This is a genomic window from Rhodococcus sp. GQ147 (assembly GCF_059759155.1).
Map to the genome: position 1 here is coordinate 14,837 of NZ_JCAXDU010000031.1, position 14,867 is coordinate 29,703.

Below are 14,867 nucleotides of genomic sequence, written 5' to 3' on the forward strand. Positions count from 1 at the left end.
CGACAGGCCCGACCCCGACGGAGTGCCTTTTGATCGCCATACTCGTTGCCCATGCGGTCGCTGCCCTTCTGGCGCCGCTTCTGGTCCGAGTCATGGGGAGAAATGCATTCCTGCCGCTCGCGGTGGTGCCCCTCGCGAGTCTCGGCTGGGTCGTCACCAACTGGGGAACCGATCAGAAACTGCAGATCGCGTGGGCCTCGACGCTGTCGATGAATTTCGATCTGCGCTTCGACACGCTCGCGGCGATCATGTGCGTGCTCGTTTTGGGCATCGGCTCGTTGATCCTGCTCTACTGCTCGCGCTATTTCGAGGACGACGAGCCCCGCCTGGGCTTGTTCGCCGCCGAGATGGTCGCCTTCGCCGGCGCCATGTTCGGTCTGGTGGTCAGCGACAACATGTTGCTGCTCTACACCTTCTGGGAACTGACGACCGTCCTGTCGTTCCTGCTCGTCGGGCATTACGCCGAACGCGCCTCGAGTCGCCGTGCCGCCACCCAGGCCCTGCTCGTCACCACGGCCGGTGGTCTGGCGATGCTGGTCGGCATCATCATCCTCGGCGAGATGGTCGGCAGCTACAACCTGTCCGACGTCGTCGCGGCGGCACCTCACGGATGGCTTGCCGGCGTCGCCGTGGTGCTCGTGCTCGTCGGCGCACTGTCGAAGTCCGCCGTGGTCCCGCTGCACTTCTGGCTGCCCGGCGCGATGGCCGCCCCCACCCCGGTGTCCGGATATCTTCACGCCGCGGCGATGGTCAAAGCCGGCATCTACCTGGTGGCCCGGCTCGCACCCGGCTTCGCGGACAGCGCCGCGTGGCGGCCGATCGTCATCGGTCTCGGTCTCGCGTCGATGATCCTCGCCGGCTGGCGAGCGTTCCGCGCCTTCGACCTCAAGCTCATCCTGGCCTTCGGCACCGTCAGCCAGCTCGGCTTTCTCACTGCGCTGGTGGGTACGGGCAGCCGGGAAGCGGCCCTGGCGGGCCTGGCGATGGTGATCGCCCACGCCCTGTTCAAGGCATGCCTGTTCATGGTGGTCGGCATCATCGACCACTCCACCGGCACCCGCGACATCCGCAAACTCGCGCATCTCGGCTCTGCCGCCCCCTACCTGATGGTGATCGCGATACTTGCGGCGGCGAGCATGGCCGGTCTGCCGCCGTTCATCGGTTTCGTCGCGAAGGAAGCCGCGCTCGAGTCGTCGCTGGTGGCCGAGGTGCTCCCCGAATGGGCGCGGATCGCCATGACTGCGGGCATCGTGGTGGGCTCGATCCTCACCCTCGCCTACAGCATCCGGTTCATCTGGGGGGCCTTCGGTCGTAAGCAGCTCAAACGTCCGAGCCCCGCGGTGCAGAACCTGCACGCGCCCGGCCCGCTGCTGCTCACCGCCCCGAGCTTCCTCGCGTTCGCCGGTCTCGCCGCGGGCTTCGCGAGCTCGTGGATCGACCATCTGATCACCCCCTACGCCGACGAGCTGCCCACCGAACTCGACAAGCCCTACCACCTGGCGTTGTGGCACGGATTCTCCTTGCCGCTGGGTCTGACCGGCGTGGTGATCGTGGGCGGCACGGTCCTGTTCCTCGCGCACCGCACCATCGCGCGTCTGCGCTTCGAGCACCCGCCGCTCGGAAATGCCGACCGGATGTACGACGCGACCCTCCAGGGCATGGACACCCTGTCCCTGCGCCTGACCGCCTTCCTGCAGCGCGGTTCGCTCCCCCTGACCCAGGCGACCATCCTCATCACCCTGGTGGCGCTCCCGACGGTGCTGATGTTCTTCTTCGGGCTGAGCACGATGCCGTCGACGCGCGCGTGGGACTCGATCTGGCAGCTCGGGGTGGGGTTGATCATGATGGCCGCCGCGATCACCGCGACGGCCCTGCGCAACCGTCTCGGCGCAGTGTTGGTCGTGGGCGTGACCGGTTACGGGCTCGGGGTGCTGTTCGCCCTCCAGGGAGCTCCCGACCTCGCGCTCACCCAGTTCCTCGTCGAGACCGTCACCCTCGTGATGTTCGTGCTGGTCCTGCGCAAGCTGCCCGCCGAGACCGACCCGGCCGCGGTGATGGGCAGCAAGTTCGCCCGCGCGATGCTCGGCATCGCCGTGGGCGCGGTGGTCGCCGGGATCGGCGCCTACGCCGTCGCGGCACGCACTACCGATCCGATCTCGCTGCTGCTGCCCGACGCCGCCTACTACGGCGGTGACGGCAAGAACATCGTCAACGTCCTGCTCGTCGACATCCGCGCCTGGGACACGCTGGGCGAGATCTCGGTGCTGCTGGTCGCCGCGACCGGCGTGGCCAGCCTGGTCTTCCGCACCCGCCGCTTCGGCACCGCCCCGCGTGTGGCGGACGCACCCGCGGCGCAGCTCGACGCGGTCTCCGCCAGCAACGAGACGACCTGGCTGCTCGGCGGCGATCTCATCGATCCGCGCTACCGATCGCTGGTCCTCGAGGTCACCACGCGACTGGTCTTCCCCACCATGATGATCCTGTCGGTGTACTTCTTCTTCTCCGGGCACAACGCGCCCGGTGGCGGTTTCGCGGGCGGTCTCGTCGCCGGTCTCGCGCTGGTGTTGAGGTACCTGGCCGGCGGACGCTACGAGCTCGGAGAGGCGGTTCCCATCGACGCCGGCAAGATCCTCGGCATCGGACTCACCTTCGCCGCGGGCACCGCACTGGTGTCGATGTTCCTCGGCGCCCCGGCGCTGTCGTCGGCGACCCTCGAGCTCACGCTGCCTCTGCTCGGCGACATCAAGCTCGTGACCGCACTGTTCTTCGACCTCGGTGTGTACCTCATCGTCGTCGGACTGGTCCTGGACGTGCTGCGCAGCCTCGGTGCTCGCCTCGACGCCGAGACCGTGGGTGAGCGCCGATGACCGCGAACATCACGCTCCTCGCCGTCGTCGGTGTGCTCGTCGCGGCCGGTGTGTACCTGCTGCTCGAACGCAGCATCATCAAGATGCTGCTGGGCCTGCTGCTGGCCGGCAACGGAATCAACCTGCTGCTGCTCACCCTCGGCGGCCCCGCAGGTCATGCACCCATCGTCGGTGTGGAGAGCGACGTCGAGCCGGACATGGCCGATCCCCTCGCGCAGGCGATGATCCTCACCGCGATCGTCATCACGATGGGTGTGGCGGCGTTCGTGCTGGCACTGACCTACCGCTCCTACACCTACCGCGCACGGGACGAGATCGAGAACGACCCCGAGGACACCCTCGTGTCGCAGCGGCGCAGTCTCGCCGATCTACCGTCGCGAGACCGCTCCGACGACCCGCTCACCGGTATCCCGAGCAAGAGCGGCGACGCCTTCGACGCCGCGGGCAACCCGATCCCGCTCGATCAGCTCAAGAACATCGAGGACATCGAGGCGTACGAGGATCTGCACGACGGCGACTTCGACGACCCCACCGACTCGGCCTACACGCAGAACCAGGGGGGGACGGACGAGTCCGGCTCTGCCGAAGATTCGGGCGGGGCCGGCTCTATCGAGGATGCCGAGGACGCCGACGAGGACGTCCGCGCGGACGATCCCGACCCCGAGGCCCCCGACCCTGCCGAGGACGAGCGGACCGGAGACGACGAGAAGAACGGGAAGGAGGATCGCCGATGAACCCGAGCGTCGCGAACCTCGTTCCCCTCCCCGTCCTCATCCCCTTGCTCGCCGCAGCCGCAACCCTGATCGTCGGCCGCCGTCCGCGCGTCCAACGGTGGATCACCGTCTTCGCGCTGGTCGCCTCGCTCGTCGTGTGCGTGGCGCTGCTGTACTACGCCGACGCCGACGGCATCGCGGTACTGCAGATCGGTGGGTGGGAGGCGCCGATCGGCATCTCGCTGGTCGTCGACCGATTGTCGGCGTTGATGCTGGTCGTCTCGGCGATCGTGCTGCTGTCGGTGATGCTGTACGCAGTCGGCCAGGGTATCCACGACGGCAACGAGCAGCAGCCCGTCTCGATCTTCCTGCCGACCTATCTCGCGCTCACCGCGGGTGTCAACATCGCCTTCCTCGCGGGCGACCTGTTCAACCTCTTCGTCGGCTTCGAGGTGCTCCTCGCCGCCTCGTTCGTCCTGCTGACCCTGGGTGCGAGCGCCGACCGCGTCCGCGCGGGCGTCTCGTACGTCATGGTCTCGATGGTGTCCTCGCTGGTCTTCCTCGTGGGCATCGCCTTCGCCTACGCAGCCACGGGCACTTTGAACCTCGCCCAGATGGCACTGCGGATGGACGAGATCTCACCGGGCACCCGGGCCGCGATCTTCGGTGTGTTGCTCGTGGCTTTCGGTATCAAGGCCGCGGTCTTCCCGCTGTCGTCGTGGCTGCCCGACTCCTACCCCACCGCGCCCGCACCGGTCACGGCCGTCTTCGCCGGCCTGCTGACCAAGGTCGGTGTGTACGCGATCATCCGGGCGCACACCCTGCTGTTCCCGGGCGGCGAACTCGACGACGTCCTGCTCGTCGCGGGTCTGCTCACGATGATCGTCGGCATCCTCGGCGCGATCGCGCAGAACGACATCAAGCGTCTGCTGTCGTTCACGCTCGTCAGCCATATCGGCTACATGATTTTCGGTGTCGCTCTGTCGTCGCAGACCGGTCTCGCGGGCGCCGTCTACTACGTCGGCCACCACATCCTCGTGCAGACCACCCTGTTCCTCGTGGTGGGTCTCATCGAGCGCCAGGCCGGGTCGGCGTCGCTGCGACGCCTCGGCAGCCTCGCGCTCATGTCTCCGCTGCTGGCGGTCCTGTTCCTCATCCCGGCGCTCAACCTGGGCGGTATCCCGCCGTTCTCCGGGTTCATCGGCAAGGTCGCCCTGCTGCAGGCCGGCGCGGAGGACGGTTCGGTCCTGGCCTGGGTCCTCGTCGGCGGTGGTGTCGTGACCAGCCTCCTGACGCTGTACGTCGTCGCGCGTATCTGGACGAAGGCGTTCTGGCGGGCACGCGCCGACGCTCCCGAGGGCGATCTCGCGGACATCGGCCCCTCGGCGCTGATCGACGAATCCGCCACCGACATCTCCTTCGAGGAACGCCCGGACGTCGGCCGGATGCCGGCCGCGATGCTCGTCCCCACGGTCTGGCTCGTCGCGATCGGTGTGTCGTTGACGGTCTTCGCCGGTCCCCTGCTCGACATCAGCAACCGTGCCGCGGAGAACCTGCGCGACCGCACGGTGTACATCGAGGCCGTGCTGGGGGGTGAGCAGGAATGATGAAACGCGCCAACGTCCTGCGCATGTTCGTCGTGGGATGGACGACGCTGGTCTGGGTCCTGCTGTGGGGCACCTTCAGCATCGCCAACATCCTCGGCGGTGTGGTCGTCTCGCTCGTCGTCATGTTCGTGCTGCCGCTGCCGCGTGTACCCGTCGAGGGTCGCGTGCACGTCTGGTCCGCGATGCGGCTCGGCGTGGTGATCTTCGGCGAGACCATCCGCTCGACGATCAACGTGGCATGGCTCGCGATCCGGCCGTCCCCGCCGCCGGTCACCGGCGTGCTGCGCTGCCGGCTCACCATCAAGTCCGACCTGGTGCTGACACTGTGGACGGACATCATGAACAACATCCCGGGCACCATGGTGCTCGAGATCGACCAGGTGCGGCGGATCATGTACGTGCACGTCCTCGACGTGGGTACCGACAAGGCCGTGGCCGACTTCTACCGTTCCGCCCGCCTCATCGAGCGTCTTCTCATCCGGACGTTCGAACGCGAGTCGGAATGGCAGGCCAGCCCCTGGCGCAGCGGAACGGAGGAACTGACGTGACCGTGACACTGGCGATCGCGGGGGCACTGCTGTTCGTCTCCGCAATCCTGATCACCTACCGCGTGATCGCGGGCCCCAACTCCCTCGACCGGCTCGTCGGCGTCGACGCCCTGCTCGCGCTCGGCATCTGCGGCATCGCGATCTGGGCGGTGTACACACGCGACACGTCGGTGCTGCCCGCCACCGTGGCCCTCGCCCTGGTCGGCTTCATCGGGTCGGTGTCCGTGGCTCGATTCCGGGTGCGTGACGAAGGATGACGACGATCATCGACACCTTCGCCCACCTCCTGATCCTCATCGGGGCGGTCATCTCGTTGACCGCTGCGATCGGCGTGGTGCGTTTCCGCGACACCCTGTCGCGCATGCATCCGGCCACCAAGCCGCAGGTGGTGGGTCTGTTGTTCGTGCTGGGTGGCGCGATGATCACCCTGCGCAGTTCCGTCGACATCTGGATGATGGCGCTGGCGGGCATGTTCATGGTCCTCACGGCACCGGTGATCGCGCACCGCGTCGGTCGCGTCGCCTACCGGGAGCAGCTCGGTCGCGACGGCCTGCTCGACGAGGACGCTCCCGGCGGTGCGTGACAGGTGACGAGGAGCTGACGGCCGGGACGTCCTCGGACGATCACTCCTTCAGTTCCTGCACGAGCGAGTCCACCACCGCGACGAGATCGCCGTCCGTCCGTTCCGCGAGCCGGCGCTGACGCTGATAGGACGCTCCCCGCACCGGGATGTCCGCAACTCGCGCGAGTTCGTCGGCGCATCCGAGCCGTACCGCGGTGGGCATGATCTGCTCGAGCAGATCGTTCAGGTCGTCGGTGACGAGCCGTTCGGTACACACCGGGTCGAGGATGACCTCGGCATCGAGTCCGTACCGCGCCGCACGCCACTTGTTCTCCTTGACGTGCCACGGTTGCAGCACAGGAAGTTCCTCACCGCGCTCGAGACGTTCGTCGAAGTAGACGACGAGTGAATGCACGAACGCGACGAGGGCGGCCAGTTCGGCGCGGTTGGTGATGCCGTCGAAGACCCGGACCTCGAGGGTGCCCCATTTCGGCGCGGGCCTGATGTCCCAGTGCATGCCTCCGGGATGGCTGATGACACCGGACTCGAGCTGGTCGGCGATGAATTTCGCGTACTGCGGCCAGTCGGCGAAGTGATAGGGCAGGCCGGCAGTCGGCAGCTGCTGGAACATCAGCGCACGGTTGCTCGCGTAGCCGGTGTCGTAGCCCGCCCAGATCGGCGACGAGGCCGACAACGCGAGCATGTGGGGATATTTCACGAGCATGGCGTTGAGGATCGGGATGATCTTCTCCGCGGAGGAGACTCCCACGTGGACGTGCACTCCCCAGATGAGCATCTGCCGTCCCCACCAGCGGGTGCGGTTGATCATCTCCTCGTAGTCCGGGGAGGGCGTGACGGTCTGGCCGGTCCACTGCGCGAACGGATGGGTGCCGGCACACATCAGGTCCACTCCGAGCGGATCGGCGGCGCGGCGCAGCAACGACAGCGACTCGGACAGATCGTCGACGGCCTCGGCGACGGTGTCGTGTACACCGGTGACGAGTTCGACGGTGTTGCGCAGGAACTCTTTGGTCAGCCGCGGGGTCTCCCCGGCGATCTCCTCCACCCTGTCGAAGACGACCGCCGCGCTGTTCGAGAGATCGCGGGTGGTCTTGTCCACCAGAGCGATCTCCCATTCCACGCCGATCGTGGGACGAGGTGATCCCGGAAACGCGACTGCCACGTCTCGATCCAACCACAGGGCCCCGCCGACGGATGTCCGTCGCGGGGCCCTGTGTCAGGAATTACCCGGGTACCGAGCTTCAGGGGATTCGAACCCTGCTCACCCGATGACGCCGCAGGCGAGGCGGGCGCCGAGGTTGTCCTGGTGCACGACCACAGAGGCGCCGTCCTCACCTTCGAGGTCCTCGAGGCCGAAGGCCGAGGTGGTGACGGTGGCGGTGGCGGTGCCGTCCTCGTGGACGACGAGCGAGACCAGGTCGCCGCTCTCCGGGACGGAGGTGTTGCCACCGGCCTGCAGGTGGGCACCGGCCGACAGGAAGGCGCCGGGCTCGCCGCCGTTCGGCGCGGTGGACTGGGGCTCGCAACGGCCGAACTCGTGGATGTGGACACCGTGGTAGCCGGGCTCGAGACCCTCGACCTCGATGGTCACCTCGACGTCGCCGCCGTTCTCGGCGAACGACACGGTGCCGGCCGACTCGCCGTCGACCGTGGTGAGCTCCGCGGTGAGCGCAGCAGCGGAGGCGGAGCCACCGGCGTGCGACTCGCTCCCACCCTCGGTGCCGTGGTCGTCGCCGTGGGCCTCGGAAGCGGGCGCGGCGGATCCCGTCCACACCGGCGGAGTCGTCCCCGGCTCGGTGCTCGCCTCCTCGCTGTTCGAGCACGCAGTCAGGCCCACCGCGGCGATCGCGACGATCGGGGCCAGAGCACGCCAGGACATGCGACGGGTGGAACTGGAGACCATCAAACCGCTCCTTCGAAGTGCCGAAAAGTCACCCGATCATAACCGGGCGTCTCCGGCGACCACCCGGTGGCGGACCGACACGGTTCCGACGCTAACGCGAAGTGACGATGACGATCACTCCGGGGGCGGCGTCGCGGATGCCCTCGAAGCGCGGTTGCGCGGTGACACCGAGCGACTCGGCGACGGCTGTCGCGGTCTGCTGCTCTCCGGGAGACGACCCGTAGAACACCGAGGTCTGCGGGAGCAAGCCCTCGCTGTAGTTGCCCGTTTCACTGATGGTGTATCCCTCGTCCTCGAGGTAGGCCGCGGTCTGCGCGGCGAGGCCCGCGACCTCCGAGTTGTTGAACACGCGCACCGGCGCCGTCGCGGAGGCCGAGGTGTCGGACGCGAACGCGGTTCCGCTCCCCACGGGCATGGAAGGAGCCGAAGACACGGCCGTGGTGGTGGTCGCACCGTCCCCGGCGGCGGACGTGCCACCGTTCGCGGCAGCGGGCGCGGGCGCGGTGGGCACCGCGGCCGAGCGCGTGGACGGTGCGGCCGGCGCGGCAGCGGTCGTCGTCGTGGGTGCCGCCGCGGGAGCGGGTTCGTCGTCGGAATCACCGAGCGAGGCGAAACCGAGACCGGCGAACAGGATGCCCAAGGAGATCAAGACCATCGCGAACGCACGCAGAGGCGGTCCCGAGGGTGCGGGCGCGCGGCTGGGGATCTCGGGGGTTCTGCTCACGACCTCGACCATAGTTGCCCGAGCACACGCAGCGCTGCCGACCGGCCGCGCGTGTCGATATCGCATTATCCGGCCCGACGGCCGCCCGTCTAACGGGTGTCGAAACCGAGCCGGCGGGCCGCGCGGGCCTTCTGACGGCTCGCACGCAACCGCCGCAGCCGCTTGACCAGCATCGGATCGGCGGCGAGCGCCTCGGGACGATCCACCAGAGCATTGAGCACCTGGTAGTAGCGGGTGGCGGAGAGACCGAAGAGTTCCTTGATGGCGTCCTCCTTGGCACCGGCGTACTTCCACCACTGCCGTTCGAACGCCAGGATGTCGAGATCGCGACGGCTCAGGCCGTTCGCCTCGTCGCCGGTGGGTTCCTGCGCGGATGCGCCGTCGCCCTGCTGGGACACGAGATCGGACCGGTCGTTGCCGTGCGCTGCTGCGCCGTCCATTTCCCTCCTCGACTGACTGGATCACACCGTGACGAAGAGTCCTTGCGTCTCGGCGGAAGTCATTCAATCACGGGGTGGGGACACATACCGGTTCGAGAACGCCGCGAGTCGATCCCATTATCCTGTGTCACCATGGCCATTCTTCCCATCGTCATCGTCGGCGACCCCGTCCTGCACAACCCGACCCGGCCGGTGACCGAGTCACCCGCCGAACTCGCTCAGCTGATCGCCGACATGTTCGAGACGATGGACGCGGCCAACGGCGTCGGCCTCGCCGCCAACCAGGTCGGTGTGGACAAGCGACTATTCGTCTACGACTGCCCCGACCGCGACGAGTCCGGCAAGGTCGCGCGCCGGCGTGGCGTCGTCGTCAACCCGATCCTCGAGACCTCGGAAATCCCCGAGACGATGCCCGACCCCGAGGACGATCTCGAGGGCTGCCTGTCCGTGCCGGGCGAGAACTTCCCCACCGGTCGCGCCGACTGGGCGAAGGTCACCGGTACCGACGAGAACGGTGAGCCCATCGAGATCGAGGGCCACGGATTCTTCGCTCGCATGCTGCAGCACGAGGTCGGGCACCTCGACGGCTTCCTGTACGTCGACGTTCTGATCGGGCGCAACGCCCGCGCCGCGAAGAAGACCATCAAGCGCGCCGGATGGGGCGTCCCGGGCCTGACCTGGCTCCCGGGTTCGGTGGAGGACCCGTTCGGCCACGACGAGGACGACTGACGAGGCGACCGGCGAACCGTCGATGACGACCGACCGTCCGGCCCCGTCCGTACCCCTCGGTACCCGGGTGGTGCTGCGGTACCGCCTGCCCGCCGGCTACAGCCACCCGATGACCGATGTCGTCGGTGAACTCGTCTCCGTCGAACCGGTGGTCGCGGTGCGCACCGCCGACGGTCGTGTCGTCCAGGTGTCCCCCACCTCGGTCGTCGCGCTCAAGCCGATCGCGGCGCGGCCGATCCGCGTCTCGGAGATCCGCGCGCTCGAGCACGCCGCCGCCGCGGGGTGGCCCGGTCTCGAATCGGCCTGGGTGGACGGCTGGCTCGTGCGCGCCGGACACGGTTTCACCCGGCGCGCCAATTCGGCAACGCCGCTGGGTGAACGCGGCACCGTGGCGGACCCCGCCGATCCGGCGGTGCGCGCCCGGCTCCGTGAATGGTTCGCGGCACGCGGATTGCCGCTGCGGCTGCTGGTGCCCGATCGACTCGCCCGGATCCCCGAGGGGTGGCCGACCTCGGAGCCGGTGCTCGTGATGGGCGCCGACCTCGCGAACATCCCCTTGCCGCCGGAGCCCACCCCGGTCACGATCACCGACCGGCCGGACGCCGACTGGATGTCGCTCCACCGCGCCGACGCCGACCCGCTGCTCGCGCAGGACGTGCTCGGCTCGGTGGCCGCGGGGATCCTCGGGTTCGGCCGCATCGGTGCACCCGGGCAGCCGCCCCTGGCGATCTGCCGCGCGGCGATCACCGATGCGCCGGACGGACGCCGCTGGGTGGGTCTGTCGACCGTCGAGGTCGCTCCCGAACACCGGCGTCGCGGACTCGGCACACTCGTGTGCGGTGCCGTGCTGCGCTGGGCACGCGAGCACGGCACGACCCACGCATATCTGCAGGTCGAGGAGTCGAACACCGCGGCGCGCGCCCTGTATCGCGAACTCGGCTTCGTCGACCACCACCGCTACCGATACGCCTCCGAACCCGTCGGATAGGTCGCCTACAGTGGGCGTGTGCGCCTTGCTACCTGGAATGTGAACTCCGTCCGTGCCCGTACCGACCGCATCCTCGACTGGTTGCAGCGAACCGACACGGATGTGCTCGCGATGCAGGAAACCAAGTGCAAGGACGAGCAGTTCCCGCACGAACGCTTCGAGGAGCTCGGCTACCGCGTCGCGCACGTCGGACTGAGCCAGTGGAACGGTGTGGCCATCGCGTCGCGCGTGGGCCTCGACGACGTGCAGATCGGCTTCGAGGACCAGCCCGGTTTCTCCAAGGACCCGGAGGTCGATCCGGCGCTCGAGGCGCGGGCGATCGGGGCGACGTGCGCGGGTGTGCGCGTGTGGAGCCTGTACGTCCCCAACGGCCGCGACCTCAACGACCCGCATTACACCTACAAGCTCGACTGGCTCGCCAAGCTGCGCGCCGACGCGCACGCCTGGGCCACCGCAGCGCCCGGGCAGCCCATCGCGCTGGTCGGCGACTGGAACGTCGCCCCCACCGACGACGACGTGTGGGATCCGGCCTTCTTCGAGGGCAAGACGCACACTTCGCAGCCCGAGCGCGACGCCTTCCACGCGTTCGCCGACGTCGGCTACACCGACGTCGTCCGTCCGTACGCGCCCGGCCCCGGGGTCTACACCTACTGGGACTACACCCAGCTGCGCTTCCCCAAGAAGCAGGGGATGCGGATCGACTTCGTCCTCGGATCACCGGCCTTCGCGGCACGGGTGACGGGCGCCGAGATCGACCGCAACGAACGCAAGGGCAAGGGCGCGAGCGACCACGCACCGGTCGTCGTCGACCTCGACCTCTGAGCAGGTCCCGCGTCGGGTGGACCGCCCGCACAGGCATCAGGCCTTGCGGGCAGGCACCTTGCGCTGCGGCTGCTTGCGCCGGGTCTCTTTGCGGTGGGGGTCCGTGCGCGGCAGCTCGAGAGCCACGACGACGTCGCGGTAGTTTTCGTGCGACGACACGAATCGCTGCACATAGGTGCACACCGGCCGCACCCGCCAGCCTCGGCTGCGAGCGAGATCGAGCGAACCACCGACGAGGACGGCCGCGAGACCCCGATGACCGAAATCCTCGACGATCACGGTGTGCATGAAGTCGACGACCGGCGGGTTCGGCGCCGGAACGCGTTCGAAGTCGTAGTACGCCAGGATGCCGACGAGATCGCCGTTGAGGCGCAGTTCGAACCGGTTCTGGTCGGCGTTGTCCGACACGGCGAGGTCCGGCGAACTCGTGTTCATGAGCGCCTCCAATAGGGGTGTTGCGTGATCGAACTGTGACCTATGCCACTATAGAGCAACGAGGCGACCACCGGCAGCAACGCTGTCGTGTTTCGCAAAGTGCACCCGCCTCAGCGCCTCCCGGCCGTGTTCGAACACACCCTCGGTAGGGTGTCCGCGTGGACCTTCTGCCCCTGTCGCCTCGAGGCGAGACCCCGGTTCGAGCCCTCACCATCGCCGGCACCGACTCCGGAGGCGGAGCCGGCATCCAGGCCGATTCCCGCACGATGGCGATGTGCGGTGTGCACGCATGCGTCGCGGTGGCCGCCGTCACCGTCCAGAACTCCGTCGGCGTCCGCGGGTTCCACGAGATCCCCGCCGAGACCGTGGCCGACCAGGTGCGGTGCGTGGTCGAGGACATCGGGGTGTCCGCAGCGAAGACGGGCATGCTCGCCTCCACGCAGATCATCGAGGCCGTCGCACAGGTGTGCTCCGAGGTGGGCATCGGCCGCGACATGGAGGTACCGCTCGTCGTCGACCCGGTCTGCGCATCGATGCACGGCGACCCGCTGCTGCACTCCGACGCGCTCGACGCGATCCGCGGGGTGCTCATCCCCCTCGCCACCGTCGTCACCCCGAATCTCGACGAGGTACGGCTGATCACGAGCATCGAGGTCGTCGACGACGCGTCGGCCCGGCGCGCCGCCGAAGCGCTCCATGCGCTCGGCGCCCAGTGGGTGATCGTCAAGGGCGGTCATCTGCGCAGCTCGGAGAAGAGCACCGACCTGCTGTTCGACGGCGACCGTTTCCTCGAGTTCAGCACGCCGCGCATCGAGACCGGCAACGACCACGGCGGCGGCGACACGCTCGCAGCCGCGATCGCGTCCGCCCTCGCGCATGGCCGGTCGGTGCCCGAGGCAGTCGAGTTCGCGAAGGAATGGATCACGAAGTGCCTCGAGTGGTCCTACGACCTCGGTCACGGCCACGGCCCGGTCAACCCGTTGTGGCGACTGCACGAGCGCTGATCGCGCCCGTCTTCACTCGGTGAACTCGGCGCGCACCTCGGCCCGCTGGTCACCTGCGGGCACCCCGTCGGGTCCGTCGATCGAATTCGCGTAGACAGCCGTGCCGTAGGCGACGGCGGCGGCCGCCGCGGCGAACGCGTCGCGGTCGATGCCGGCCAGGGTGTCCTCGGGGGTGTGGTAGTTCGGGTCGAAGGGCTGGTCGGCGGTGCCACCCCACAGGCCGGCCTGTTCGGGGGTCTTGACGTCGTCGGCGCCGGTGAACACCCCGCCCGCGGGGATGCCGAAGGCGACGAACGGACCGTAATCGGAACGACCGTCGAAATCCGTTCCGCCGACCTCGATTCCGCGTTCGTCGAAGAACTGCGCGAAGGTCCGTTCGATACCCGCCGAGCCCTCCGGTCCGGGTCCTTCACCGACGGCGTCGGAGTCGTCGCCGTCGAACACCAGATATCCGGCGTTGGGCGAGCCGAGCATGTCGAAGTTCAGGTACAGGGCGATGTCGAGTCGTTCCTCGTCGGACAGCGACTCGACGTACCTCGTGGAGCCGACCAGTCCGACCTCCTCGGCGCCCCAGAACGCGAACCGCACGGCGTTGGTCACGCCCGGCTCGCTGCCGAGTTGCAGCGCGGTCTCGAGGACGGCGGCGACGCCGGTTCCGTTGTCGTTGATCCCCGGTCCTTCGGGGACGCTGTCGAGGTGCGCGCCGACGACGACCACGTCGTCGGTCGAGCCGGTGCGCGTCTGCGCGATCACGTTGCGCGACTTCCGGTCCTCGGTGCGGGTCTGGAGTGTCACCGTCACGGTGGTCGCGGCGAACAGGCGCTCGGCGTCGGCCCCGGCCACGCCTCCGACCGGGATGCGGGGGTTCGATTCCGCCCCGAGACCGGCGGCGGCGAGCGGGCCGTCCTCGTTGTTGGCGACGAGCAGCGCGGCCGCTCCCCGTTCGGCGGCGACCTGCTCCTTGACGGCGAAGGTGCACACGCCGCGATCGACGATCACCACCGCGCCGGTCGCGTCGATGCCGTCGTAGTCGGTGGCCTCGCAACCGGGGGTGTCGTCGGGGGCGATGCGCACGACGCGCGCGGTGAGCCCCTCCGGTCCCGTCGACGGCGACATGCCGAGTGCGCTCACGCCCATCGGCTCCCCGTCGACGGTGAGCTGCTCGTTCTCGACGGCGAACAGGGTCGTGTCGAACTCCGGTGTCTGCACGTCGAATCCGGCGTCGCGCAGGGCTCCGGCGACGTAGTCGACGCTCGCGTCGTAGCCGGGGGTCCCGAGCGAACGGTTTCCGTCGTTCTCGCCGGCGATCCGTTCGAGTTCCGTCAGGTGCGTCATGACGGCATCGAGTTGCACGGCGTCGGCGAGCGCCGTCGGGTCGACGGGCGGCGCCTCCGCCTCCGAGCATCCCGCCGTCAGCAGTACACCGGCGGCGATCAGGGCCGCTCCCCGCATGCCGTATCTCGTCTGCGCCCGCGCCATCGACCGAGCGTACACAAAAGCACTG

15 protein-coding genes and 1 pseudogene are annotated in these 14,867 nt (G+C 68.6%); 10 read left to right on the forward strand and 6 right to left on the reverse strand.

Going from position 1 to position 14,867, the window contains the following annotated elements:
- The first annotated feature begins 29 nt into the window (after positions 1-29).
- The 6 genes and pseudogenes from AC6CID_RS23830 (at position 30) to mnhG (ending at position 6,318) form a co-directional block, all read left to right on the forward strand.
- Positions 30-2,867 (forward strand): Na+/H+ antiporter subunit A, encoded by a 2,838-nt coding sequence (locus AC6CID_RS23830; protein WP_498354592.1) that lies wholly within the window; start codon positions 30-32, stop codon positions 2,865-2,867.
- Positions 2,864-3,406 (forward strand): annotated as a pseudogene (locus tag AC6CID_RS23835) (Na(+)/H(+) antiporter subunit C); the annotation flags it as partial. The gene AC6CID_RS23830 and the pseudogene AC6CID_RS23835, both read left to right, overlap by 4 nt.
- Before the next feature lie 191 nt (positions 3,407-3,597).
- Positions 3,598-5,187 carry a Na+/H+ antiporter subunit D gene (locus tag AC6CID_RS23840; RefSeq protein WP_006553638.1) on the forward strand — a complete coding sequence of 530 codons (1,590 nt, stop codon included), beginning with the start codon at positions 3,598-3,600 and terminating at the stop codon, positions 5,185-5,187.
- Positions 5,187-5,735, forward strand: a complete 549-nt coding sequence (locus tag AC6CID_RS23845) for a Na+/H+ antiporter subunit E (RefSeq protein ID WP_033096175.1) — start codon at positions 5,187-5,189, stop codon at positions 5,733-5,735. Before AC6CID_RS23840 ends, AC6CID_RS23845 begins: the two co-directional genes overlap by 1 nt.
- Positions 5,732-5,992, forward strand: a complete 261-nt coding sequence (locus AC6CID_RS23850; protein ID WP_006553640.1) for a monovalent cation/H+ antiporter complex subunit F — start codon at positions 5,732-5,734, stop codon at positions 5,990-5,992. The genes AC6CID_RS23845 and AC6CID_RS23850 overlap by 4 nt, the downstream gene beginning before the upstream one ends.
- Positions 5,989-6,318 carry a monovalent cation/H(+) antiporter subunit G gene (gene mnhG, locus AC6CID_RS23855; protein ID WP_498354593.1) on the forward strand — a complete coding sequence of 110 codons (330 nt, stop codon included), beginning with the start codon at positions 5,989-5,991 and terminating at the stop codon, positions 6,316-6,318. The genes AC6CID_RS23850 and mnhG overlap by 4 nt, the downstream gene beginning before the upstream one ends.
- Before the next feature lie 40 nt (positions 6,319-6,358).
- Here the strand turns inward: mnhG and AC6CID_RS23860 are convergent, their stop codons facing one another.
- From AC6CID_RS23860 to napA, 4 genes are all read right to left on the reverse strand, one after another.
- Positions 6,359-7,480 (reverse strand): glutamate--cysteine ligase, encoded by a 1,122-nt coding sequence (locus tag AC6CID_RS23860; RefSeq protein ID WP_024101811.1) that lies wholly within the window; start codon positions 7,478-7,480, stop codon positions 6,359-6,361.
- A gap of 99 nt (positions 7,481-7,579) precedes the next feature.
- A complete protein-coding gene (locus AC6CID_RS23865) occupies positions 7,580-8,221 on the reverse strand; it encodes a superoxide dismutase family protein (RefSeq protein WP_019291110.1) in 642 nt (213 codons plus the stop codon).
- 91 nt (positions 8,222-8,312) lie between these two features.
- Positions 8,313-8,957 (reverse strand): LytR C-terminal domain-containing protein, encoded by a 645-nt coding sequence (locus AC6CID_RS23870; RefSeq protein WP_059384343.1) that lies wholly within the window; start codon positions 8,955-8,957, stop codon positions 8,313-8,315.
- Positions 8,958-9,034: 77 nt separating this feature from the next.
- On the reverse strand, positions 9,035-9,385 hold the full coding sequence (gene napA / locus AC6CID_RS23875) for a nucleoid-associated protein NapA (RefSeq protein ID WP_006553645.1): 351 nt from the start codon (positions 9,383-9,385) through the stop codon (positions 9,035-9,037).
- A gap of 132 nt (positions 9,386-9,517) precedes the next feature.
- On the opposite strand from napA, the gene AC6CID_RS23880 reads away from it, so the two are divergent.
- From AC6CID_RS23880 to AC6CID_RS23890, 3 genes are read left to right on the forward strand one after another with little or no spacing between them, the layout of a single operon-like run.
- Entirely contained in the window at positions 9,518-10,114 is a 597-nt protein-coding gene (locus tag AC6CID_RS23880) for a peptide deformylase (protein ID WP_039585478.1), read from the forward strand.
- Between the two features lie 22 nt (positions 10,115-10,136).
- Positions 10,137-11,102 carry an N-acetylglutamate synthase, CG3035 family gene (locus tag AC6CID_RS23885; RefSeq protein WP_064061566.1) on the forward strand — a complete coding sequence of 322 codons (966 nt, stop codon included), beginning with the start codon at positions 10,137-10,139 and terminating at the stop codon, positions 11,100-11,102.
- 18 nt (positions 11,103-11,120) lie between these two features.
- A complete protein-coding gene (locus AC6CID_RS23890) occupies positions 11,121-11,924 on the forward strand; it encodes an exodeoxyribonuclease III (protein ID WP_039585481.1) in 804 nt (267 codons plus the stop codon).
- Between the two features lie 36 nt (positions 11,925-11,960).
- Here the strand turns inward: AC6CID_RS23890 and AC6CID_RS23895 are convergent, their stop codons facing one another.
- Positions 11,961-12,359, reverse strand: a complete 399-nt coding sequence (locus AC6CID_RS23895) for a GNAT family N-acetyltransferase (protein ID WP_019291107.1) — start codon at positions 12,357-12,359, stop codon at positions 11,961-11,963.
- A 158-nt stretch (positions 12,360-12,517) separates the two neighbouring features.
- Between AC6CID_RS23895 and thiD the strand changes: the two genes are divergently transcribed.
- Entirely contained in the window at positions 12,518-13,363 is an 846-nt protein-coding gene (gene thiD / locus AC6CID_RS23900) for a bifunctional hydroxymethylpyrimidine kinase/phosphomethylpyrimidine kinase (protein ID WP_006553650.1), read from the forward strand.
- A 12-nt stretch (positions 13,364-13,375) separates the two neighbouring features.
- Here thiD and AC6CID_RS23905 read toward each other — a convergent pair whose 3' ends face one another.
- Positions 13,376-14,842, reverse strand: a complete 1,467-nt coding sequence (locus AC6CID_RS23905) for a M20/M25/M40 family metallo-hydrolase (protein ID WP_232333372.1) — start codon at positions 14,840-14,842, stop codon at positions 13,376-13,378.
- Between the last annotated feature and the right edge of the window lie 25 nt (positions 14,843-14,867).

Excerpts from the sequence above, each read along its gene's own strand:
- AC6CID_RS23895 (WP_019291107.1), bottom strand. The coding sequence starts at position 12,359 with ATGAACACGAGTTCGCCGGACCTCGCCGTGTCGGACAACGCCGACCAG.
- AC6CID_RS23840 (WP_006553638.1), top strand. The coding sequence starts at position 3,598 with ATGAACCCGAGCGTCGCGAACCTCGTTCCCCTCCCCGTCCTCATCCCC.
- AC6CID_RS23905 (WP_232333372.1), bottom strand. The coding sequence starts at position 14,842 with ATGGCGCGGGCGCAGACGAGATACGGCATGCGGGGAGCGGCCCTGATC.
- AC6CID_RS23845 (WP_033096175.1), top strand. The coding sequence starts at position 5,187 with ATGAAACGCGCCAACGTCCTGCGCATGTTCGTCGTGGGATGGACGACG.
- napA (WP_006553645.1), bottom strand. The coding sequence starts at position 9,385 with ATGGACGGCGCAGCAGCGCACGGCAACGACCGGTCCGATCTCGTGTCC.
- AC6CID_RS23880 (WP_039585478.1), top strand. The coding sequence starts at position 9,518 with ATGGCCATTCTTCCCATCGTCATCGTCGGCGACCCCGTCCTGCACAAC.
- AC6CID_RS23870 (WP_059384343.1), bottom strand. The coding sequence starts at position 8,957 with ATGGTCGAGGTCGTGAGCAGAACCCCCGAGATCCCCAGCCGCGCGCCC.
- mnhG (WP_498354593.1), top strand. The coding sequence starts at position 5,989 with ATGACGACGATCATCGACACCTTCGCCCACCTCCTGATCCTCATCGGG.
- AC6CID_RS23865 (WP_019291110.1), bottom strand. The coding sequence starts at position 8,221 with ATGGTCTCCAGTTCCACCCGTCGCATGTCCTGGCGTGCTCTGGCCCCG.
- AC6CID_RS23885 (WP_064061566.1), top strand. The coding sequence starts at position 10,137 with ATGACGACCGACCGTCCGGCCCCGTCCGTACCCCTCGGTACCCGGGTG.